Origin of the sequence: Vibrio metschnikovii CIP 69.14 (genome assembly GCF_000176155.1) — a bacterium.
In the GTDB taxonomy this organism is placed as follows: Bacteria; Pseudomonadota; Gammaproteobacteria; order Enterobacterales; family Vibrionaceae; genus Vibrio; species Vibrio metschnikovii.
In genome coordinates, this window is the sequence record NZ_ACZO01000006.1 from 285,586 (window position 1) to 306,025 (window position 20,440).

At 45.4% G+C, this 20,440-nt stretch carries 20 protein-coding genes and 1 riboswitch; of the genes, 14 read left to right on the forward strand and 6 right to left on the reverse strand.

Annotated features, from left to right (window positions below; genetic code table 11):
* Positions 1-6: 6 nt before the first annotated feature.
* The gene (rnd, locus tag VIB_RS04870) at positions 7-1,125 is read left to right on the forward strand and encodes a ribonuclease D (protein ID WP_040904179.1); all 1,119 of its coding nucleotides are present in this window, start codon (positions 7-9) and stop codon (positions 1,123-1,125) included.
* A gap of 100 nt (positions 1,126-1,225) precedes the next feature.
* Here rnd and minE read toward each other — a convergent pair whose 3' ends face one another.
* Genes minE through minC form a run of 3 tightly spaced genes read right to left on the reverse strand, consistent with a single transcriptional unit; the run spans position 1,226 to position 2,992 of the window.
* Complete coding sequence (gene minE / locus VIB_RS04875; RefSeq protein ID WP_004394871.1) at positions 1,226-1,489, reverse strand: cell division topological specificity factor MinE; 264 nt, start codon at positions 1,487-1,489, stop codon at positions 1,226-1,228.
* A 6-nt stretch (positions 1,490-1,495) separates the two neighbouring features.
* A complete protein-coding gene (minD, locus tag VIB_RS04880; RefSeq protein ID WP_004394872.1) occupies positions 1,496-2,308 on the reverse strand; it encodes a septum site-determining protein MinD in 813 nt (270 codons plus the stop codon).
* Between the two features lie 21 nt (positions 2,309-2,329).
* Entirely contained in the window at positions 2,330-2,992 is a 663-nt protein-coding gene (minC, locus tag VIB_RS04885) for a septum site-determining protein MinC (RefSeq protein ID WP_004394873.1), read from the reverse strand.
* A gap of 299 nt (positions 2,993-3,291) precedes the next feature.
* On the opposite strand from minC, the gene VIB_RS04890 reads away from it, so the two are divergent.
* Both VIB_RS04890 and VIB_RS04895 read left to right on the forward strand, forming a co-directional pair.
* On the forward strand, positions 3,292-3,582 hold the full coding sequence (locus tag VIB_RS04890; protein WP_040904181.1) for a YcgL domain-containing protein: 291 nt from the start codon (positions 3,292-3,294) through the stop codon (positions 3,580-3,582).
* A gap of 20 nt (positions 3,583-3,602) precedes the next feature.
* On the forward strand, positions 3,603-4,574 hold the full coding sequence (locus VIB_RS04895; RefSeq protein WP_040904182.1) for a lytic murein transglycosylase: 972 nt from the start codon (positions 3,603-3,605) through the stop codon (positions 4,572-4,574).
* Between the two features lie 110 nt (positions 4,575-4,684).
* On the opposite strand, the gene VIB_RS04900 is transcribed toward VIB_RS04895, so the two are convergent.
* A complete protein-coding gene (locus tag VIB_RS04900) occupies positions 4,685-5,575 on the reverse strand; it encodes a YvcK family protein (protein WP_004394875.1) in 891 nt (296 codons plus the stop codon).
* 182 nt (positions 5,576-5,757) lie between these two features.
* Positions 5,758-5,911, forward strand: a riboswitch (molybdenum cofactor riboswitch).
* Between VIB_RS04900 and moaA the strand changes: the two genes are divergently transcribed.
* The 8 genes from moaA to udp all read left to right on the forward strand — a co-directional run bounded on the left by moaA (position 5,900) and on the right by udp (position 12,787).
* Positions 5,900-6,889: a GTP 3',8-cyclase MoaA gene (moaA, locus tag VIB_RS04905; protein ID WP_004394876.1), complete on the forward strand. Its 990-nt coding sequence runs from the start codon at positions 5,900-5,902 to the stop codon at positions 6,887-6,889. It overlaps the preceding riboswitch by 12 nt.
* Before the next feature lie 39 nt (positions 6,890-6,928).
* Positions 6,929-7,441, forward strand: a complete 513-nt coding sequence (gene moaB, locus VIB_RS04910; protein ID WP_004394877.1) for a molybdenum cofactor biosynthesis protein B — start codon at positions 6,929-6,931, stop codon at positions 7,439-7,441.
* Positions 7,442-7,450: 9 nt separating this feature from the next.
* Entirely contained in the window at positions 7,451-7,930 is a 480-nt protein-coding gene (gene moaC / locus VIB_RS04915; protein ID WP_004394878.1) for a cyclic pyranopterin monophosphate synthase MoaC, read from the forward strand.
* On the forward strand, positions 7,927-8,172 hold the full coding sequence (moaD, locus tag VIB_RS04920) for a molybdopterin synthase sulfur carrier subunit (protein ID WP_004394879.1): 246 nt from the start codon (positions 7,927-7,929) through the stop codon (positions 8,170-8,172). Before moaC ends, moaD begins: the two co-directional genes overlap by 4 nt.
* A gap of 5 nt (positions 8,173-8,177) precedes the next feature.
* Positions 8,178-8,627 (forward strand): molybdopterin synthase catalytic subunit MoaE, encoded by a 450-nt coding sequence (gene moaE, locus VIB_RS04925; protein WP_040904184.1) that lies wholly within the window; start codon positions 8,178-8,180, stop codon positions 8,625-8,627.
* A gap of 283 nt (positions 8,628-8,910) precedes the next feature.
* Complete coding sequence (locus VIB_RS04930; protein WP_004394881.1) at positions 8,911-9,327, forward strand: CBS domain-containing protein; 417 nt, start codon at positions 8,911-8,913, stop codon at positions 9,325-9,327.
* Positions 9,328-9,507: 180 nt separating this feature from the next.
* Positions 9,508-11,796, forward strand: a complete 2,289-nt coding sequence (locus tag VIB_RS04935) for a zinc/cadmium/mercury/lead-transporting ATPase (RefSeq protein ID WP_040904186.1) — start codon at positions 9,508-9,510, stop codon at positions 11,794-11,796.
* Positions 11,797-12,025: 229 nt separating this feature from the next.
* Positions 12,026-12,787, forward strand: coding sequence for a uridine phosphorylase (udp, locus tag VIB_RS04940; RefSeq protein WP_004394883.1), 762 nt, complete (start codon positions 12,026-12,028; stop codon positions 12,785-12,787).
* A gap of 85 nt (positions 12,788-12,872) precedes the next feature.
* Here the strand turns inward: udp and VIB_RS04945 are convergent, their stop codons facing one another.
* Together VIB_RS04945 and metG are read right to left on the reverse strand one after the other, a co-directional pair.
* The gene (locus VIB_RS04945; RefSeq protein WP_004394884.1) at positions 12,873-13,679 is read right to left on the reverse strand and encodes a hypothetical protein; all 807 of its coding nucleotides are present in this window, start codon (positions 13,677-13,679) and stop codon (positions 12,873-12,875) included.
* Between the two features lie 318 nt (positions 13,680-13,997).
* The gene (metG, locus tag VIB_RS04950; RefSeq protein ID WP_040904188.1) at positions 13,998-16,064 is read right to left on the reverse strand and encodes a methionine--tRNA ligase; all 2,067 of its coding nucleotides are present in this window, start codon (positions 16,062-16,064) and stop codon (positions 13,998-14,000) included.
* Between the two features lie 158 nt (positions 16,065-16,222).
* Here metG and apbC point away from each other — a divergent pair, with 158 nt between their 5' ends.
* From apbC to VIB_RS04965, 3 genes are all read left to right on the forward strand, one after another.
* Positions 16,223-17,302 carry an iron-sulfur cluster carrier protein ApbC gene (gene apbC / locus VIB_RS04955; protein ID WP_040904189.1) on the forward strand — a complete coding sequence of 360 codons (1,080 nt, stop codon included), beginning with the start codon at positions 16,223-16,225 and terminating at the stop codon, positions 17,300-17,302.
* 255 nt (positions 17,303-17,557) lie between these two features.
* The gene (gene udk, locus VIB_RS04960) at positions 17,558-18,199 is read left to right on the forward strand and encodes a uridine kinase (RefSeq protein ID WP_004394887.1); all 642 of its coding nucleotides are present in this window, start codon (positions 17,558-17,560) and stop codon (positions 18,197-18,199) included.
* 89 nt (positions 18,200-18,288) lie between these two features.
* On the forward strand, positions 18,289-20,388 hold the full coding sequence (locus VIB_RS04965; RefSeq protein ID WP_004394888.1) for an AsmA family protein: 2,100 nt from the start codon (positions 18,289-18,291) through the stop codon (positions 20,386-20,388).
* Positions 20,389-20,440: the final 52 nt, after the last annotated feature.

Consider the following 20,440-nt stretch of genomic DNA (forward strand, 5'->3'; position numbering starts at 1 on the left):
CCATTTGTGAATTATACAATCATTAATCAACAGCATGAATTACAGCGAGTGTGTGCACTTGCCCGTCAAGCAGACGTTGTCATGCTCGACACTGAATTCGTCCGTACTCGGACTTTCTTTCCGCAATTAGGCTTAATCCAATTATTTGATGGGGAGACGCTGTCGCTGATCGATCCGTTGGCGATGGAGGATATGACGCCATTTATTGAGCTGCTGCAAGATGTTTCCGTTTTAAAAGTGTTGCATGCCTGCGGAGAAGATCTGGAAGTGTTCCACAACAGTTTGGGTTGTGTGCCATTTCCGATGGTGGATACTCAATTGATGGCGGCCTTTATTGGTTATGGCTTATCAACTGGCTTTGCTGCTTTGGCGAATGATTTACTCAATGTTGAGCTAGATAAAAGCGAGTCTCGCACCGATTGGCTTGCTCGGCCTTTGTCTGAGAAACAACTAGAGTATGCCGCCGCGGATGTTTTTTATTTACTGCCGATGTTTGAACAGCTACTCGATAAAGTCACGCAAGCTGGCTGGTGGGATGCCGTTTTACAAGAGTCACAACTGCAAGTTGAAAAACGAACTCGAGTTTTTGATGCACAATTCGCTTACCTTGAGATCAAAGGTGCTTGGCAATTAAAGCCTAAAGAGTTAGCCATTTTAAAACCGCTGGCCACTTGGCGTTATCAACAGGCGGTTAAACGTGATTTAGCTTTGAATTTTGTGATCCGTGAACATGATTTACTGACTATTGCCCGTTTAGCGCTGAGTTCGCCAAAGCGAATGGAAGAAGAGGGGATCGATCCACATGTGATTCGTCGTCACAGTGATGCGATAGCAACGATCGTTAAACAAGCTAAACAGACGCCTGTAGAGAATTACCCTGCGGCGATCGTGCCGTTAATGGATTACCCTGGCTATAAGCAGCTATTCAAAAAACTCAAAGATGAAGTCAAAGTGGTATCGCAAACTTCGGGTTTAGCCAGTGAGTTTTTGGCATCAAAAAAGCAGTTAAATCAGTTAGTGAGCTGGGTTTGGAACCAGCAGCGTGAACCGGATCACCTGCCAGACTTAATGCAAAATTGGCGTTTACCTTTACTCGGTGAGCGACTCAATAAGTTGATCGGATAACGTTTATCAGCCACTAAGTGGCAGTCGACAGTAGTCATCCCAACCTTTGCTCTGTTGGGATGGCCTATCTATAAAGCGGTGTCAGTATTGATGCGCTGGCTTACTTCTCTTCATCAGGGAGTTTTACGTTTAACTCCAAGACAGAAATGTCGTCATCTTTATGTTCAAAAGAAAGCTCAACCATCGATGGATCAATCGCAACGTATTTAGCAATCACTTTCAGAATGTCTTCTTTCAATTGTGGTAAATAGGTTGGCGCAGGATCGCTTTGGCTACGGCGCTCGGCAACAATAATTTGTAAGCGCTCTTTAGCCAAACTGGCCGAGTTTTTTTTCTGTGGGCGGAAAAACTCAAGTAAAGACATACTAATTTAGCCTCCAAAAAGTCGTTTAAAGATGCCTTTTTTCGGCTCAGTAAGAAAACGAAACTCTACTTGCTGGCCAAGCAGTCTTTCGACGGTATCATCGTAGGCTTGGCCGGCATCTGATTGTTCATCAAAAATCACTGGTACGCCTTTATTTGAGGCGTTCAATACGGCTTGGCTCTCAGGGATAACCCCCAGCAGTGGAATATGCAAAATTTCTTCAACGTCTTCAACACTGAGCATCTCGCCTTGGTTAACCCGTGTTGGATTATAACGAGTTAACAGTAAATGCTGTTTCACTGGCGGAAGGCCTTGTTCGGCGCGCAGTGATTTTGAATCTAAAATACCGAGGATACGGTCTGAGTCACGCACAGAAGAGACTTCAGGGTTGGTAGTGACAATCGCTTCATCCGCATAATAGAGCGCCATTAGCGCCCCTTGCTCAATGCCTGCTGGAGAGTCACAAATAATAAATTCAAACTCCATCTCATTCAGTTCATTGAGAATACGCTGTACCCCTTCTTTGGTCAGGGCATCTTTATCTCGCGTTTGTGAAGCCGGTAAAATAAATAAGTTTTCATTACGTTTATCTTTGATTAGCGCTTGATTCAGTGTCGCTTCCCCATTGAGGACGTTGACAAAGTCATACACTACCCGTCGTTCACAACCCATAATTAAGTCGAGATTACGTAACCCGATGTCAAAATCAATCACCGCGGTTTTTTTACCTTTCAACGCCAGCCCTGAGGCAATGGCTGCGCTGGAGGTGGTTTTACCCACTCCGCCTTTTCCTGACGTTACAACAATAATGCGTGCCATTTAATTAATTTCCTTTCGAATCTAAATTGTCAATTTTTCAAAATGCAGTGATTCATCGTTTAAGCTTAGCATCACTTTATTTTGCCAAAACTGACTGTCAATTTGATCGCTTAGCCAGTAGTTTCCTGCAATAGACACCAGCTCAGCTTGTAAATCATTACAAATTATTTTTGCTTCTCTTTGACCACTCGCCCCAGCAATCGCTCGACCACGTAACGTACCATGAATATGGATTGAACCATCGGCGATGACTTCTGCGCCCGGACTGACATGACAAAGAATCACTAAGTCGCCATCTTTGGCATAAACTTGCTGGCCAGAGCGCACTGGCGTATGAATCACTTTTGTCGGGGCCATCGCTGCCGGAGCGTTAGCTGGCGTATTGCTGGCTGTCATGACGGCAAAGCCAGCTTCGAATGCTTGACGTTGACAACGTTTATCTTTACAGCCAGTAATGCCAACCGGGACAAAACCCGCTTCACGAATGCCCTGTTTCAAAGCATGAAAATCCAGTTCACCGCCGACTTTATTAATATTAAGTACAATTGGTGCATTAGCAAAAAAAGCGGGGGCTTGATCGGCTTTTTGTTTGAGAAAATCGATCGCATTGGCAACATGATGATCTGCAAGGTGCAATACAGACAAAGTGAAGCTGCTGCCTTTTAGGTCAGGTGTATGAGACATGATAACGTTGACCTCAATAAACGTTGGTAACGCTGGTTATATACCCAAATCAGCTCACAACACTCGAAAAAGAGGAACATACTTATTTTGAGGTTACTTGGGTATAGAATAATTAGCGTTGTCGAAGACGATGGCTGTCATGTTATATTCAGCGCTCAGTGACAGCAAGTTATCTTGCGGTCAAATGCGTGATTTACTCGCAATTTTCACTGTGGTTATTCAAAATATATCCAAGTCATTTGGGTGTATACTCTCTCTGGCTGCACATAACGCAGATAACACAATACAAAAGGGTTGGCATGCTTTGTTCTATTTATAAAAGTTCGAAAAAAGAAGGAACTTATCTGTATCTTCCGAAAAGAGATGACTTTTCACAAGTTCCTGACACTTTGCTCGAGACCTTTGGTAAACCTATCTTTGTCATGTTAGTCAACTTGACCAATCGTCAGCTAGCTCGAGTGGATGTGGATAAGGTAAAAACAGCGTTGCAAGTAACGGGATTCTTTTTACAGCTTCCCCCGCCAACAGAAAATTTATTAGATATACATAAACAGCAGAAAGCACAAAGTAGACAAGCCACTGCTGATTAGGATCGCTTGAGGAGGGCATCTTGAGAAAATTACTGTCAGTTATTTTAGGGTTAACGCTATCGGCTCCTTTGCTGGCCAATACGGTGAGTTTTGAGCAATATCTTGAAGGGTTAAAGCAACAGGCGCGTCAAGAAGGCATTTCTGAGCAAATATTGGCAGAAGCGTTTGCTAATGTGGAGTATCGTCCTCGAGCGGTCACCGCAGATCGTAATCAACCGGAAAGACGCTTAACTTTAGATGAATACATCCCTCGTGCGGTACCGGACTGGAAAGTCAAACAAGCTCAAGCATTGTATGAAAAACACTATGATGAGCTACAGCGTATTGGTAAGCAGTATGGTGTTCAGCCGCGTTTTATCGTTGCGCTTTGGGGTGTCGAAAGTAACTTCGGTAGCTTTACTGGCAACTTTCCAGTTATCGATGCTTTATCAACGATGGCTTATGATGGTCGGCGTGAAGAGTTTTTCCGTAAGGAAACTATGGCTGCGTTACAAATTTTGCAACAAGGGCATATTACGGTTGATGAAATGAAAGGCTCATGGGCAGGGGCGATGGGACAATGTCAGTTTATGCCTAGCTCCTTTTTAGCGTTTGCCGCAGACGGTGATGGTGACGGTAAAAAAGATATTTGGGGCACCAAGGCGGATGTTTTCGCGTCAACGGCTAATTATCTAAGTAAATCCGGTTGGGATGATCGTTATACTTGGGGGCGTCAGGTAAAAATTCCGGCTAATTTTGATAAAGCTTTGGAAGGCCGTCAGGCTGAAAAAGGCAAGTTACTACGCGAGTGGAGTGAGCTTGGTATCACTCGTTATGATGGTCAACCGCTACCACAGTTGAAAGAGGACATCAAAGCTTGGCTTATTATGCCAGATGATGAAAGTGGGCGGATTTACTTGGTTTATAACAATTATAATGTGCTGATGAAATGGAACCGCTCGCACTACTTTGCGGTTGCGGTCAGTCATTTAGCCGATAGAATCAAATTTTAACCATGAGTGACCAAAGTGGTTAGTTTCTTCGATAAGGGCTGTTCTGTGACAGCCCTTTTTATTCTCGTACCTTGGTGATTGATGAAATTGATGAAAGTGGATTATCGCTTTCAGCTGATCAATTGTTCTTCAATTGCGTTGCGTAACTTGACGCGATCATGCCGCCAATCACGATTGGGAGAAGCGAGATCGCGAGTGACACAATTCCATTGATGGTTGAGTTCTGGATGCTCAATGGCACCAATCACTACGTCAATATGGCGAGCGCTACAAGCACGTTCACACCATTCTAGTTTCTGCTGCAAACTCATGCGCCCCGCAGGGCCATATTCTGGGGAAAGGTTCTCAACAAAAATCAATTTGGCGCGGGTATTCTCTGCGATCGCTTGGCCGATTTCAGGTAATAATAGCGGTGGCATAATGCTGGTGAGAAAGCTGCCCGGACCGAGAATAATCGCATCTGCTTGAGAGATAGCATGGACGCCTTCCTTAGTGGCGGGGACTTCTGGATCAAGATCCAGCCTCAGTAGATCTTGGGCCATTTCATCAACACTGGTTTCCCCTGTGACCCATTTCCCCTCTACCGATAGGGCGGTTAAGTCAGCTGGATGCTCTGACATTGGTACAATATTGACATCGACTTTGAGCATGTTACGGATCAAGTTAATCGCTTCTAGCGGGCGTACCGAAAGGTGGTCTAAGGCGGTTAACATTAAATTGCCAAGATTATGCCCGTTCAGTTCACCAGCGCCTTTGAAACGGTACTCAAACATCATCGAACTTATGGATGGCTCTGTGATTAACTGATTAATGCAGTTGCGCGTATCTCCCCAAGCGATACCCCCTTGGCAGTGGCGAATACGCCCAGTAGAACCACCATTATCAGTAGTAGTAACAATGCCTGTCGCATTAGAACCAAAGACTTTTAATGCAGCGAGTATTCTGCCTAATCCGTGGCCGCCGCCAATCGCAACCACTTTTTTATCATCATAGAGTGACATGTTTTATATTTCGAGTTGTTCTTTGATGGCCTACAATTTAGAGTAATGCTCAAGCGGATGGTACTCATTTTGTGGTAATTTATGCATCAAAACGGTTTTTTTTCAGTAGAAGCTGGAAACACACACAATATTTAAGTATTTTATCCGTTCGCTGCAACCAATAAGCATCGAGCGTACGCTTATTGTTGCCATAACTCCGAGCTTATCTGCACTAAGTTTTCTTAAGCGCAACGTTTTTGAAGATAAGTCATTTAAGCCAGTGGCATTGATCCACAAGGGCAAAGTGGGAAACCTTTTTGCCTCCCGTATTTGGAAAGGTGTTCCGTGGCGCAACCATTCGAAGATAAATATCAGCGTAAATTTTACTATTTACGTCTGTCTGTGACTGATGTCTGCAATTTTAAGTGTACCTACTGTTTACCAGGGGGGTACCGACCCTCGGGAACCAAAAATTCTGCTTTTCTAACTCTGCCTGAAATTCAACGCGTGGTGAAGGCGTTTGCGTGTTGTGGAACTTCTAAAGTGAGAATTACTGGCGGTGAACCGAGTTTACGCAAAGATTTCACCGACATTATTCAGACGGTCGCTGGGCAGCCTGGGATAGAGAAAGTTGCCACCACCACCAATGGTTACCGGATGGCTGATCATGTCATGGCTTGGAAGCAGGCGGGATTGACCGATATTAATGTGAGTGTCGATAGTTTAGACCCGAGGATGTTTCAGCAGATCACCGGTGAAAACCGTTTTTATCAAGTCATGCAGGGAATCGAGCGAGCTTTTGAGGCTGGCTTTGCGCAAGTTAAAGTTAATGTCGTATTGATGAAGGATCTTAATGCGCACACCATGCCTCAATTTTTGGCGTGGATTAAACATCGACCGATCCAACTGCGTTTTATTGAACTGATGCAGACAGGGGAGATGGATGATTTATTTGCTCGCCATCACCTTTCTGGTGTCGCCCTGCGCAATCAACTGATAGCCGATGGCTGGTTACTAAAAGCACGATCACACCATGATGGGCCGGCTCAAGTTTATTGGCATCCTGATTATCAAGGCGAAGTAGGGTTAATCATGCCTTACGAGAAAGACTTTTGCCACAGTTGTAATCGGTTACGCATCTCTGCGTTAGGTAAGCTACATCTTTGTCTGTTTGGTGAGCAAGGTCTCTCATTACGTGATCTATTACAAGAAGATAGCCAGCAATCAGCATTAATTGAACGTATTCAAACCCAGTTACAACATAAGTCTGTTAGTCATTTTTTACATGACGGTAATACAGGTATAACTCCCCATTTGGCATCCATTGGTGGCTAGACCTTTGGGGACAGATAATGAAAAAGATAAGGTGATGACATGGGTCATGCAGAAAGTAAATTTCAACCCGCTAACATTGCGGTACTAACGGTATCCGATACACGTACGCAAGAAAACGATACCTCTGGTGGCTATTTAGCTGAGCAATTGCAAGCCGCGGGACATCTATTGGCCGATAAGCAAATTGTGATCGATGATAAATATAAAATTCGTGCCATCGTGTCACAGTGGATTGCTGATGAGGCGATTCAAGCCATCTTGATTACTGGTGGCACCGGCTTTACGGCTCGCGATAGTACTCCTGAAGCATTGAAACCACTTTTTGATAAAGAGGTCGAGGGCTTTGGTGAGCTGTTTAGAATGGTGTCGTATGAAGAGATTGGTACTTCAACGATTCAGTCACGAGCTTTAGCGGGATTTGCCAATCACACGGTGATATTCGCTATGCCGGGTTCGACGGGGGCTTGCCGTACCGGATGGACGAAAATTATCCAGCAGCAATTAGATGCGAGCCATCGTCCATGTAACTTTATGCCTCATCTCGCTGGGTAACAGAAAAACATGACTGAATTTAGCCATATTAATGCCAACGGTGAAGCGAATATGGTCGATGTATCGGCCAAACTCGATAGTGTGCGTGAAGCGCGTGCAGAAGCTTATATTCGTATGGCACCAGAAACACTCCAGTTGATTATTTCTGGGCAGCATCACAAAGGCGATGTGTTTGCTACCGCACGGATTGCTGGAATTCAAGCCGCTAAAAAAACGTGGGATTTAATTCCGCTTTGCCACCCGTTGTTGCTTTCTAAAGTTGAAGTTCATTTACAAGCTCTCGAAGCTGAAAGCTGTGTACGAATTGAATCTGTGTGTAAGCTAGCAGGGAAAACCGGTGTTGAGATGGAAGCGTTAACGGCAGCATCTGTTGCCGCTTTGACTATTTATGATATGTGTAAAGCGGTACAAAAAGACATGGTCATTGAACAGGTGCGTTTACTAGAAAAAACCGGAGGTAAGTCCGGGCATTTTAAGGCTACGCGATGATTAACGTTGTTTTTTTTGCACAGACTCGTGAGTTGGTTGGCTGTGATCGGGTTGAGATGCCAGCCAATTTTGCAACCGTTGAGGCTCTTAGGCAGCATCTTGTGCTGCAAGGCGATAAGTGGTCACTAGCGTTAGATGCGGATAAGTTACTGGTTGCTGTTAATCACACCATTGTGGCAATGACTCATCCTTTGCAGTCGGGTGATGAAGTGGCCTTTTTTCCACCAGTTACTGGCGGGTGAGACCGATGGATAGCAGAGTTTCTGTACAAACGGCTGATTTTTCATTGGCCGATGAGTATGCGGTGTTAGCGCAAGACAGTGCTGCTGGCGCAGTTGTCACATTTGTCGGTAAAGTTCGTGATCTCAACCTCGGTGATGATGTGATCGGCTTACGTCTTGAACATTACCCAGGAATGACTGAAAAAGCGCTCAGTCATCTGTGTGATCAAGCCCAACAGCGCTGGCCCTTACAACAAGTACGTATCATTCATCGGGTTGGTGATTTGGATGTTGGTGCGCAAATTGTGTTTGTTGGCGTTGCGAGTGCCCATCGCGGTGCGAGTTTTGCTGCTTGTGAATTCATTATGGATAGCTTAAAAACTCAAGCCCCGTTTTGGAAGAAAGAACGCACCACACACTCTGAACGCTGGATAGAATCGCGCGAATCCGATCACCAGGCGGCTAAACGTTGGTAAATCAAAACCCCGAGCCAGCTTTTTGTTTGGCTGACTCGGGGCGTTCCCTCTCTAAAACGGCTCGGCCTTAATATCTCGCTTAAAACGTTCGCTTTGTTACAAAAAAATCGTCTTCCTCTCTAGTAAAATCAAGAAATTAGTCAACACTTACTATAGGCACCTTAATTGACTCGGAGTGTCATTAAGGACTTGTTTGTCTGTTTAATCATTATGGGATAGCCATCACTAAGCTCAGAGAAGTGCTCATGGCATAGCGATGGTTAAGAACGCCAAGGAGATAGTAATGGATTCACTCAAAGTAAGAGATTACATGACCGTCAAAGCGGTGACCTTTAGTCCTGAGATGTCACTCAGTGCGGCTTTAGAGCGCGTAAGTGGTTCTGAACATCTTGGTGGACCAGTGATTGATGATCAAAAGAGAGTGATCGGCTTTCTTTCTGAACAAGATTTGCTCGATAAATTAGTTAAAGCCAGTTACTTCTGCCATGACTCTCATACGGTGAGTGACTGCATGCATCAAGAAGTGCTGTCGGTTTCTCCGGAGACGTCAATCATCGAACTGGCTGATATGATGAAAGTCGGTAAGCCGAAAGTCTATCCGGTGATAGAGCAAGGAAAGTTAGTGGGTATCATTACCCGTCGTAATGTACTGTTAGCGATCGGTAAAAACCTCGCCACCAGTTTTAAACATCCAGTTTAATCGCTAAACAACTAAAGTGAGAACATTGGCTTATAGGGTGGGATTAAAGTTTTGTAGAGACTCGCTCTCTCTTTTTGAACTTAGCTCAAGAGCCTGTAGTTAAATGCGCAAAAAACACTTGACCTTGGAGTTAGCTCCAAGGTGTAAGCTCAACACATCATCAAATTAGGAGATTGATTGATGTCTGTTAAGCATTCAGGGTGCGGTGTCACTCATGGTTCTCATGCCACTCATAGTCAGGCGTCTTGTTGTTCTGCAGCGTCAACCACCCATCAAGTGCAACCTGAGGTTGCTTGCTGTGCTCAACCAGCAGAAGATAAAAACACGCGCAGTGCCGCGGACAATGTGCATGACTCGGTTGCTAAGTTCCAACGCAGTTGGCAAGTGGTGGGGATGGATTGCCCATCGTGTGCGCGGAAAATAGAAACGGCGTTACAGAAAATTCCAGATATTGTCACTGCCCAGGTTCTGTTTGTGACAGAAAAGTTGGTGGTGCAGTTTAATCAGCAAGCAACGGTTGCGGCGGTTGAACAAGCCGTTAGTCGTGCTGGTTTTCAGATTCAGCACTCGACCTCTAAAGTCGCATCTCCTCACTCTTCCCCCCGAACATGGTTAACACAAGCGGACAATCGGCGTCTGGTTTTGATCAGTTCAGCGATGCTAGTCGCCGCTCTAATGACTCAGTGGTCGAGCGAGTTAGCGCAGTGGATGTTTACACTAACCTGTTTGTTAGGCTTGGTTCCGATTGCGCGTAAAGCTTGGCAATTGGCAAAGTCAGGTACGCCGTTTGCGATTGAAACCTTAATGACTGTCGCCGCACTGGGCGCTTTATATCTTGGTGAAACGGCAGAAGCGGCGATGGTGTTATTACTGTTTTTGGTTGGCGAGCGCTTAGAAGGCATTGCGGCTGCACGAGCGCGTTCTGGTGTACAGGCGCTGATGGCGCTGGTGCCTGATCAAGCGACGAAAATAGAACACGGCCAGCGAGTGTTAGTTGATGTGCAAGATCTGCGACCCGGTGATCACGTTGAGGTTGCTCCTGGAGGGCGTTTACCTGCTGATGGGCAGTTGATGGATCAAGCGGCGAGCATTGATGAAAGTGCATTAACCGGAGAATCGATTCCGGTTGAAAAGCAAGTCTGTGACACGCTCGCTGCAGGCTCTGTAGTGGTTGACCGTTTGATCCAAGTGCAGATCACTTCATTACCGGGACAAAATGCCATTGACCGTATTTTACACCTCATTGAGCAAGCTGAATCTCGTAAAGCGCCCTTAGAGCGGTTTTTAGATCGATTTAGCCGTTGGTATACCCCGCTGATGATGCTGATTGCTTTATTGGTTGTGCTCATTCCACCATTAATGTTTGCTCAGCCATGGGAAACCTGGACCTATCGTGGACTGGCGTTATTACTCATTGCTTGTCCTTGCGCGTTAGTGATTTCAACCCCAGCGGCGATTACCTCTGGTTTAGCCGCGGCAGCAAGACGCGGTGCTTTAATCAAAGGGGGAGCGGCACTTGAGCAGCTTGGCCGAGTGACCATGATGGCGTTTGATAAAACCGGAACACTAACACAAGGAAAGCCACAGGTAACGGACATGATAAGCTTAACGGATCTGCCGTCATCTCAATGGTTAGCGGCAGTAGCGGCCATTGAGCAAGGGTCTAGTCATCCTTTAGCCACTTCGTTAGTGGATAAAGTGCAAGCCCAAGGCTATACAATCCATCAAGCTTCTGAGCAACAAGCGTTACCGGGCCGCGGTATTACAGGCTTAGTTGCTGGTCAACGCTATTCACTGTTGTCGCCAACTCAGCTCGATGTGGTGGTTAGTGCCGCTGTCACTGAATCGATTGAGCAACTCGAAGCGCAAGGGAAAACGGTCGCGGTTGCTTTGCAAAATAAGCAACCGATAGGCGTTATTGCTTGGCAAGATACATTACGTGATGAGGCGCAAGTCGCGATTGCACAACTGAAAAAAATCGGCATTAACAGCATCATGTTGACCGGGGATAACCCACGCAGTGCCGCAGCTATCGCCGATAAGCTCGGCATGGATTTTCAAGCCAGTTTATTGCCTGAGGATAAAGTGCAAGTGGTCGAGCAATTATCACAGCTTCAACCGGTTGCAATGGTGGGGGATGGCATTAATGATGCTCCTGCGATGAAGCAGGCCAGTATCGGTATTGCGATGGGCAGCGGTACCGATGTCGCGTTAGAGACGGCGGACGCAGCATTAACCCATAATCGACTCATTGAGTTGGCAGGAATGATCGAATTATCTCGCGCTACGCTGAATAATATTCGACAAAATGTGACATTAGCTTTGGGCTTAAAGGCCATTTTATTGGTGACCAGTTTACTCGGTATCACAGGCTTATGGATGGCAGTATTGGCTGATAGTGGTGCGACGGCGTTGGTCACTCTGAATGCTTTGCGTTTACTACGCTTTAAGCCATCAGTAGCGGATTAGAGTGAGCCATAGGGATTAAAACCATTTGAGTTGAATCACGAGCGAATAGTGTTGAGTTGCATTTGAATTGCTCATTTTTGTGATGCAAACCGTTTTTCTTTGAAATGCTGGATTTTATTGCTGACGTAGTTGTGATGTTTGTCACTAAATATTGTTGGTTACTGGGATAGAGTCACTAGGTACCCGAAATTAATGATGAGCTGAACAAGCCGCAATCAAGGAGTAACTTATGTCTCAAGCTGTCTTTCACCTAGGAGTGACCCAAGCCGATCTAAATGGTGCAACGTTGGCGATTATCCCTGGTGATCCTGCCCGTGTGCAAAAAATCGCTGAATTAATGGAAAACCCGGTTTTTCTAGCTAGTCACCGTGAGTACACGCTTTATCGCGCTGAGTTAGATGGTCAATCCGTTGTGGTTTGTTCAACGGGTATTGGTGGTCCATCAACGTCCATTGCGGTAGAAGAGCTCGCTCAATTAGGTGTGCGCTCTTTCTTACGTGTTGGTACCACTGGTGCAATTCAACCACACGTCAACGTCGGCGACATGATTGTTACCACTGGCTCAGTACGTCTTGATGGCGCTAGCTTACACTTTGCACCGATGGAATTCCCTGCGGTACCGGATTTTGCAGTAGCAACCGCGATGAAAGAAGCCGCAGAAGAGAGCGGCGCTACCGTTCACATGGGGGTAACGGCATCAAGCGATACGTTCTACCCGGGTCAAGAGCGTTATGACACATTCACCGGTCGTGTTGTTAGCCGTTTCCAAGGATCAATGAAAGAATGGCAAGAGATGGGCGTGCTGAACTTTGAGATGGAATCTGCGACGCTATTAACCATGTGTGCTAGCTCTGGTTTAAAAGCAGGCTGTGTAGCGGGTGTTATTATTAACCGTACTCAAAAAGAGATCCCAGATCACGCCACCTTAAAAGAGACCGAAGCTCGTTCAATTAAAGTGGTGGTTGAAGCAGCGCGTAAGATGCTTAAATAATCGCTATCATTGATTGAGTTAGTATTAAAAAGCGCCACAATCGTGGCGCTTTTGCTATTTGAATCTTAACGCCTAGTGAGGTTATTTAAGCCAGTGCGAGTTGAGGTAACGGTAAATATAAGCTTTCAGTCACTTCGGACAGCATTTGGTCGTACACTTGAGCGATCGTCAGCGATAATTCAGAAGTCAGTTGATAAAACTGCTTCGCATCGAGCTCTAAATGCGGATTGTCATGGAGCTCACTGAGTTGGTGCATGGCTTCGGAGCAAGTCGGTGAGGCGATTGATAAAGGACTTATTAGTGCTAGCTGGCTCAGTTTTCGTCGCATGAGCTCACTGTAATGACTGAGACGAAGCCGCCCCTCTTGACTCCCCATCTCTTCAATACATAAACGTAACTGGGTCAGTGAATCCATACTATCGATGACTTGTTGCCAATTCATATGATATTCATCACTCAGATCGTCTCGATGTGATTCAGCTAACCAAGCGAGAACAATTTCGTCAATTAAAAATAGACAATGACGAATCGCTTTACCGTGAGCGACTTGGTTCCTGGCTACGCTATAATCCGGCCATTCATGGCGAATGGCGGTTAATTTAGCTTGGAAAATACGATACAGAGGTTTGTTATCAAAGTGAGCATGGGCAATCAAATGAGATAAAGTCTGATCGATAGCAGATTGAAGATGATTAATTTCTTGCTGACGATCTTGGCCAAACATCAACTCGTGATGGGTTGCTTGACGATGTTGACGACAAAGATAAAGTAACTCGCGTAAATCAACTAAGAGTTGATATTTACGTTGTAGGCTGGATTCTTTCTGTTTAGCAAAGAAAAATAATCCGCCAAGAATCGCGATAGAGATAAGCATGGAAATAAAGACAAACATAATCCACTCCTTGTGTATGTGGCTTGCTCAGAACAGAGATTCCTTTCTCAATGTAGGTTGCTGTACGCGTTAACCGAATGGCCATCACTATTGATGAGCAGATATCACGACGTCACCTAGGTTGAGTATTCCCCTGAGTTGGATATTGCATGCTTAATGCCAAGTTTTTATGTATTAAAAATCAATTGGTTATGTTTTCTTTGCTGGTGTTTGTGCACTAAAAAGGTGCGATTTGCGCTAAAAGTGTGAACACAAGCGAAAAAAAAAGCCCTCTCGAGGAGAGGGCTAATCATCTTTCACGTAGTTAAAATCGACAGACTACATGACGCGCATGCCGGCTTGTGCACCTTCATGAGGCTCAAGAATCCACAACTGGTCACCGCCAGGGCCTGCAGCGAGGATCATGCCTTCTGACATACCAAACTTCATCTTGCGTGGTTTAAGGTTAGCCACCATCACGGTGTATTTACCGACCAGCTCTTCAGGTGAGTAAGCGGCTTTTATTCCAGAGAACACTTGGCGTGTTTCACCACCAATATCCAACTGGAATTTTAGTAACTTATCGGCCTTTGGCACCGCTTCACAAGAGAGGATTTTGGCAATCCGTAAATCAACTTTAGCAAAATCGTCAAATTCGATTTCTGCGGCGATGGGATCTTTGCTTAACTCTGTTGCTTGACTAACCGGCTGAGCATTTTCTATCGCGGCTTTTTCCAGTGCTGCTTCTTGTTTTGAGGTTTCAATCATCGCTTCAACATGCTGAGAGTCAATACGATTAAACAGCGCTTTAAATGGGGTCAACTCATGACGAGTCAGTGGCGTTTGAATACCATCCCAAGTCAGTTCTTGATTAAGGAAAGCTTCCGTCCGCTCAGCTAACGCTGGCATTACAGGCTTGAGGTAAGTCATCAATACGCGGAATAGGTTAATGCCCACGGTACAAATATCTTGCAGCGCTTGCTCTTGGCCTTCTTGCTTGGCGATAACCCAAGGCGCTTTTTCATCCACATATTGGTTGGCTTTATCTGCTAATGCGGTGATTTCACGAATCGCACGACCAAATTCACGAGTTTCATAAAGTTCAGCAATACGTTCAGCGGCCGCGGCAAATTCGGCGTACAATTCAGGCTCTGCAAAGGTTGCCGATAACTGATTATCAAAACGTTTACTGATAAAGCCCGCATTACGTGAAGCTAGGTTAACAATCTTGTTGACCACATCAGCATTGACGCGCTGCGTGAAGTCTTCAAGGTTTAGATCGAGATCATCAATACGGTTGTTCAGTTTTGCCGCGTAGTAGTAACGTAAGCACTCAGGATCTAAATGTTTTAAGTACGTACTCGCTTTGACAAACGTCCCTTTTGACTTCGACATTTTCGCGCCATTAACCGTAACATAACCATGCACAAAAACATTGGTTGGTTTACGGAAACCACTGCCTTCAAGCATTGCTGGCCAAAATAGGCTGTGGAAGTAAACAATGTCTTTACCAATAAAGTGGTACAGCTCGGTTTGACTGTCTTTGCGCCAGTATTCGTCAAAGTCTAAATCATTGCGCTTGCTGCAAAGATTTTTGAATGACCCCATGTAACCAATGGGTGCATCGAGCCACACATAAAAGAATTTATTGGTTTCACCGGGGATTTCAAACCCAAAATAGGGCGCATCTCGGGATATATCCCATTGCTGCAAGCCACCTTCAAACCACTCTTGCATTTTATTAGCGGTTTCGGTTTGCAGCGAGCCAGAACGAGTCCACTCTTTGAGCATGCTTTCAAACTGTGGCAAGTCAAAAAAGAAGTGTTCAGAATCTTTCATCACAGGAGTTGCACCTGAGACCGCAGATTTAGGATTGATCAGTTCCGTTGGGCTGTAAGTTTCGCCGCAAGCATCGCAGTTATCACCATATTGATCTTCTGACTTACATTTTGGGCAGGTGCCTTTGACGAAGCGATCCGGTAAGAACATCTGTTTTTCAGGATCGAATAACTGAGAAATGGTGCGACTAGAAATAAAGCCATTTTTTTTCAGTTCAAGATAAATATGCGAAGCCAACTCACGGTTTTCTTCACTGTGGGTGCTGTGATAGTTATCAAAACTAATATCAAACCCAGCGAAATCTTGCTGATGTTCTTCGCTAACCGCGGCAATCATTTCTTCAGGCGTAATACCCATCTGCTGCGCTTTAAGCATGATTGGTGTGCCATGAGCGTCGTCAGCACAGATGAAATTTACAATATTGCCGCGTAGGCGTTGGTAGCGCACCCAAATATCCGCTTGGATATGCTCAAGCATATGACCTAAGTGGATGGAACCGTTAGCGTACGGAAGGGCACAAGTTACCAGCAGTTTCCTTGGAGAAAGGTTTCTTGGTTCAGTTGCCATACTTAATTATTCGCTATGTTTGATAGGTATTGAAAATAGCCTTCAATACTACCTGATGAAGCTACTCACGCCAAGGCGTCAGTCATGATAAGGCCTTAACTTTTTTTGGGTTCAGTGTGGGCAGATTGAGTGGTAGCATGAACAAAAAAGGAGGGCTTATGCTCACATTTATGTCCAAACACGATTTTTGTTCTTGGCTTAATCAGTTTTCTCACCCCAATTTAATTAGTGATTGGGCGCATTCACCGGGCGTGGTTCAAGTCACGGCATCTGGGCAATTTGTAATTCATATCCCATTTGCTGCTCACGCTTTGCGCCAAGAGCTGCAAGCTTGGATAACTAATCAGCAGCAAACGAAAGCCGTTGCCGCTTTTGATTATTCAGTCAATGTTACTCCTAAGGCCTTGATCACCAAAGTTCCGCATGGTGTTAAAGGCGTGAAAAATATTATTGCCGTCACGTCGGCGAAAGGCGGGGTGGGTAAATCAACCACAGCCGCTAACTTGGCGCTCGCGATAGCGGGCAGTGGTGCCAAAGTTGGTTTATTGGATGCGGACATTTATGGCCCTTCGGTGCCGATGATGTTTGGCACTCAAGATGCCAAGCCAAGTGTGCGTGATAATAAATGGATGCAGCCAGTGAAAGCGCACGGTATCTATACCCATTCGATAGGTTATTTAGTCGATAAAGCGGATGCAGCGATCTGGCGTGGTCCGATGGCATCAAAAGCATTAGCTCAACTTGTTAATGAAACTGAGTGGCCTGAGTTGGACTATTTGGTGGTGGATATGCCTCCGGGTACCGGCGATATTCAATTAACGTTATCTCAGCAAATTCCGGTGACAGGCGCGGTCATTGTCACCACACCACAAGATCTCGCATTGGCTGATGCACGAAAAGGGGCGGCAATGTTTGCTAAAGTTGACGTGCCCGTGGTGGGATTAATTGAGAATATGAGTTATCACATTTGTCGTCATTGCGGTGAAAAAGAAGCGATTTTTGGTGTTGGTGGTGCGCAAACGTTAGCCACTGAATATGGTTTATCATTGCTGGCGCAAATTCCGTTGCATGTCACACTCAGGGAAGATATTGACGCTGGCAAACCGACAGTGATTGCTCGTCCTGACAGTGAACATAGTCAACAATATTATGCGCTCGCCGAGCGGATTTGTGCCAGCTTGTATTGGCAGGGCAAAGCGAAGCCGCAAACCATCGATCTGACTTTCGTGAGTGAATAGCAAAATTGAGTTTAGCGACTGAGCGCGTTGAGTTTATTCGGCGTTCAGTTGCCAGTTCAGCCAACACGTTAAGCAACCAATGTCACTGCCTTTATTTTTGCCCAGAGAAGTAATCGTTTGCTTTGGGTTAATTTTATTCACTGTCAGAAAATACGGATATTTACCGTTGAGTGAACTGGTATCTAACCGACGAACTCCCTATAATCAGGCGGTTTATCTTATCTCCTCACATACACGTATCGGGTACACTGAACCATGTCTGATAATAATCAATGCGTCATCGTCGGTATTGCTGGCGCTTCTGCTTCTGGGAAAAGCCTTATTGCCAGTACCATTTATAATGAACTGCGCGCGAAAGTAGGCGACCATCAAATCGGTGTGATCACGGAAGATTGCTATTACAAAGACCAAAGCCATCTGAGCATGGACGAACGTGTCAAAACCAATTATGACCATCCTAATGCCCTAGATCACGATCTACTCTGCGATCATCTGCAAGCTTTAGTTCGCGGCGAAGCGGTTGAAGTCCCTGAATACAGTTACAGTGAACATACGCGCACCGCTAAAACCAGCACTATGACGCCGAAAAAAGTGATCATTTTGGAGGGGATTTTACTTCTGACCGATCCTCGTCTGCGTGATTTAATGCATGCAACCATTTTTATGGATACACCGCTCGATATCTGTTTATTACGTCGAGTCAAGCGTGACGTTGAAGAGCGTGGACGTACTATGGAATCAGTCTTGAAACAGTACCAAAAAACCGTTCGTCCGATGTTTATGCAGTTTATTGAACCGTCTAAACAGTACGCCGATATTATTGTTCCACGTGGTGGTAAAAACCGCATTGCGATTGATGTCTTGAAAGCCCATATCGCAAAATTGCTTAAATCATAAAATTTACCGATCGTTGACTTTATCTTTTCCGATTAAAGTGGCACCTTAGATGCCACTTTTTTTATTTTCGTCAAGCAAGGAAAAAGCAGATGAAAAAACTGTCCCTATTCATTGCGGCGCTGCTGGTGATGGTTATCGCGGCAGTGGTCGCGTTAGTGGTTTTCGTCAATCCAAATCAATTTAAACCTCTGATCATTGAGCAAACCAGACAACAAACGGGCCTTGAGTTAGTCATTGAAGGCGATATCAGCTGGCAGTTCTTTCCGGCGATTGGTTTCGAACTTGGTAAAACCGAGTTAAGAAATCCTGACGGATTTACTCAAAATAACCTATTTAAGGTCGATCGTGTTGGGATTGATATCGCGGTCATGCCACTTTTTCGTCATCAACTGCATATTGGTAATGTTCGCCTTGAAGGGGCCGAATTTTATCTAGAAACGTTACCAAATGGTCGTTCTAACTTAGATAGCTTGACTCAAGCACAAAACCAAAAACCATCCACACAGGTGGAGGCGGTGCTGACCGACTCACCATCTAGCCAGCCAGAAGAGACAACCGCCGATCAACCTTGGACTTTGAGTCTTGCTGGCGTGACTGTTAGTCAGGCACGATTAGAAATGCTTGATCAGCAAACGGGCACACACAGTACCTTATATGACGTTGATCTTACGGTGTCAGAATTTGCTGCCGATCGTTGGACCAGCGTGGATTTTTCGGCCAAAGGAAGTGCGAACCAACAACAGTTTAGTGTGCACGGGAAGGCGGAGATAAAACTGTCTGCAGACTTTAAACAGTATGCTCTACGCAATATTACGCTTAATAGTACGTTCGAAGACCCATCGGTACGGATAGACGCTTTACAACTTAAGCTCGCGACCTTTGAATTTGATCAAGACAATGCGCTGACTTTTGCTGTGAAAGGTAACGCAGCCGACATGACATTTGACGTTAGCGGCCAAGCGCAGTTGCAGGTTGATGCGGCGATCAGTACTGTTTCGTTGGATAAGTTACTTCTGAATTCGACATTACAAGGTGCGGCTTTACCACAATCACCGCTGCAGGTAGAAATGGCGTCTCGTATCGTGTTTGATGTGACCAACAGTACGCTGGATGTAGCGTTAGATAGGTTGATGGCCAACGCAATAGCGTTATCTGGACAAGCGAACATTCATTTGGCGGATATACCTAAAATCCGTTTTCAATTGCATAGCCCTGCGATTGATCTCGATGAATTTTTAGGGCTCGATCAAGTGGCGTCAAACTCTGCTGCCCAGCCATCGGTGAATGCACCCACTTCGCCACCGGTAGAGGTTGAACCAGATTTATCGGCTTTACGAGACTTAGATGTGGTTGGAGAGATAACCATTGATCGGTTTAAAGCAGGCAATGCCAAGCTTGAGCGTGTACATACTCGTTTTGCTGTTAACCGAGGTGTGATCGATCTTAATACGCTAACGGCTGAGCTTTATCAGGGTAAGATCCAAGCGAGCGCCAAGGTTGATGCACGAAAAACACCCGCAACCTATCAGGTTAAGAAGACCATTACTGGTGTTCAAGTTCAGCCATTATTGATTGATGTGGCGGACAATGACTTACTACAGGGAACGGGTAACATTACGGTAGATGTGCAAGGTCGTAGCCTAACCCCAAGCGGTATTCAGAAAAACTTGCTGGGAACGGTCACAATTAACTTCGCTGATGGTGCTGTCAATGGCATTAACATCGCTCAGTTAATTCGCACCAATCATGCGCGTTTGAGAGGGCAAACGTTAGACGAATCTGAGGCCATTAAGCAAACTGACTTTAGTGCGCTGACGGCGACGCTGCAACTGAATAAGGGTGAAGTGTCGACCAATAATTTAGCGATGCAATCGCCGTTATTACGAATTCGTGGTGAAGGTAAAGCCAATTACTTAAACGAAACGGTTGATTTTGTGGTTCGCACATCCATTGTTGGGACGCTGAAAGGGCAAGGCGGTAAAGATATCAACGAGTTGCGAGACGTGACTATCCCGATTCATATTTCTGGCCAATGGACTGAACCGAGATACCGATTGGTGTTTGATGATCTGCTTAAGCAAAGAGCGCAACAGGAGATTGACCGCGGTATTGAGAAGCTCGGTGATAAAGTGAAAGGTGAAGAAGCGAAACAAGCGGTGGAGGCCTTGAGAGGGTTATTGCGACGCTAAGCGTAGTAACCTTGAGTTAAAGGCTCATTGATGTCTAAAAAAGCTGGATAAC

What these genes read in the sequence shown, in the direction of transcription:
- udp (WP_004394883.1), top strand. Translation starts at nt 12,026, where the DNA reads ATGTCTCAAGCTGTCTTTCACCTAGGAGTGACCCAAGCCGATCTAAAT.
- VIB_RS04930 (WP_004394881.1), top strand. Translation starts at nt 8,911, where the DNA reads ATGGATTCACTCAAAGTAAGAGATTACATGACCGTCAAAGCGGTGACC.
- VIB_RS04965 (WP_004394888.1), top strand. Translation starts at nt 18,289, where the DNA reads ATGAAAAAACTGTCCCTATTCATTGCGGCGCTGCTGGTGATGGTTATC.
- VIB_RS04900 (WP_004394875.1), bottom strand. Translation starts at nt 5,575, where the DNA reads ATGTCACTCTATGATGATAAAAAAGTGGTTGCGATTGGCGGCGGCCAC.
- minC (WP_004394873.1), bottom strand. Translation starts at nt 2,992, where the DNA reads ATGTCTCATACACCTGACCTAAAAGGCAGCAGCTTCACTTTGTCTGTA.
- metG (WP_040904188.1), bottom strand. Translation starts at nt 16,064, where the DNA reads ATGGCAACTGAACCAAGAAACCTTTCTCCAAGGAAACTGCTGGTAACT.
- moaB (WP_004394877.1), top strand. Translation starts at nt 6,929, where the DNA reads ATGGGTCATGCAGAAAGTAAATTTCAACCCGCTAACATTGCGGTACTA.
- VIB_RS04945 (WP_004394884.1), bottom strand. Translation starts at nt 13,679, where the DNA reads ATGTTTGTCTTTATTTCCATGCTTATCTCTATCGCGATTCTTGGCGGA.
- VIB_RS04890 (WP_040904181.1), top strand. Translation starts at nt 3,292, where the DNA reads ATGCTTTGTTCTATTTATAAAAGTTCGAAAAAAGAAGGAACTTATCTG.
- moaD (WP_004394879.1), top strand. Translation starts at nt 7,927, where the DNA reads ATGATTAACGTTGTTTTTTTTGCACAGACTCGTGAGTTGGTTGGCTGT.
- VIB_RS04935 (WP_040904186.1), top strand. Translation starts at nt 9,508, where the DNA reads ATGTCTGTTAAGCATTCAGGGTGCGGTGTCACTCATGGTTCTCATGCC.
- moaC (WP_004394878.1), top strand. Translation starts at nt 7,451, where the DNA reads ATGACTGAATTTAGCCATATTAATGCCAACGGTGAAGCGAATATGGTC.
- udk (WP_004394887.1), top strand. Translation starts at nt 17,558, where the DNA reads ATGTCTGATAATAATCAATGCGTCATCGTCGGTATTGCTGGCGCTTCT.
- minD (WP_004394872.1), bottom strand. Translation starts at nt 2,308, where the DNA reads ATGGCACGCATTATTGTTGTAACGTCAGGAAAAGGCGGAGTGGGTAAA.
- apbC (WP_040904189.1), top strand. Translation starts at nt 16,223, where the DNA reads ATGCTCACATTTATGTCCAAACACGATTTTTGTTCTTGGCTTAATCAG.
- minE (WP_004394871.1), bottom strand. Translation starts at nt 1,489, where the DNA reads ATGTCTTTACTTGAGTTTTTCCGCCCACAGAAAAAAAACTCGGCCAGT.
- moaE (WP_040904184.1), top strand. Translation starts at nt 8,178, where the DNA reads ATGGATAGCAGAGTTTCTGTACAAACGGCTGATTTTTCATTGGCCGAT.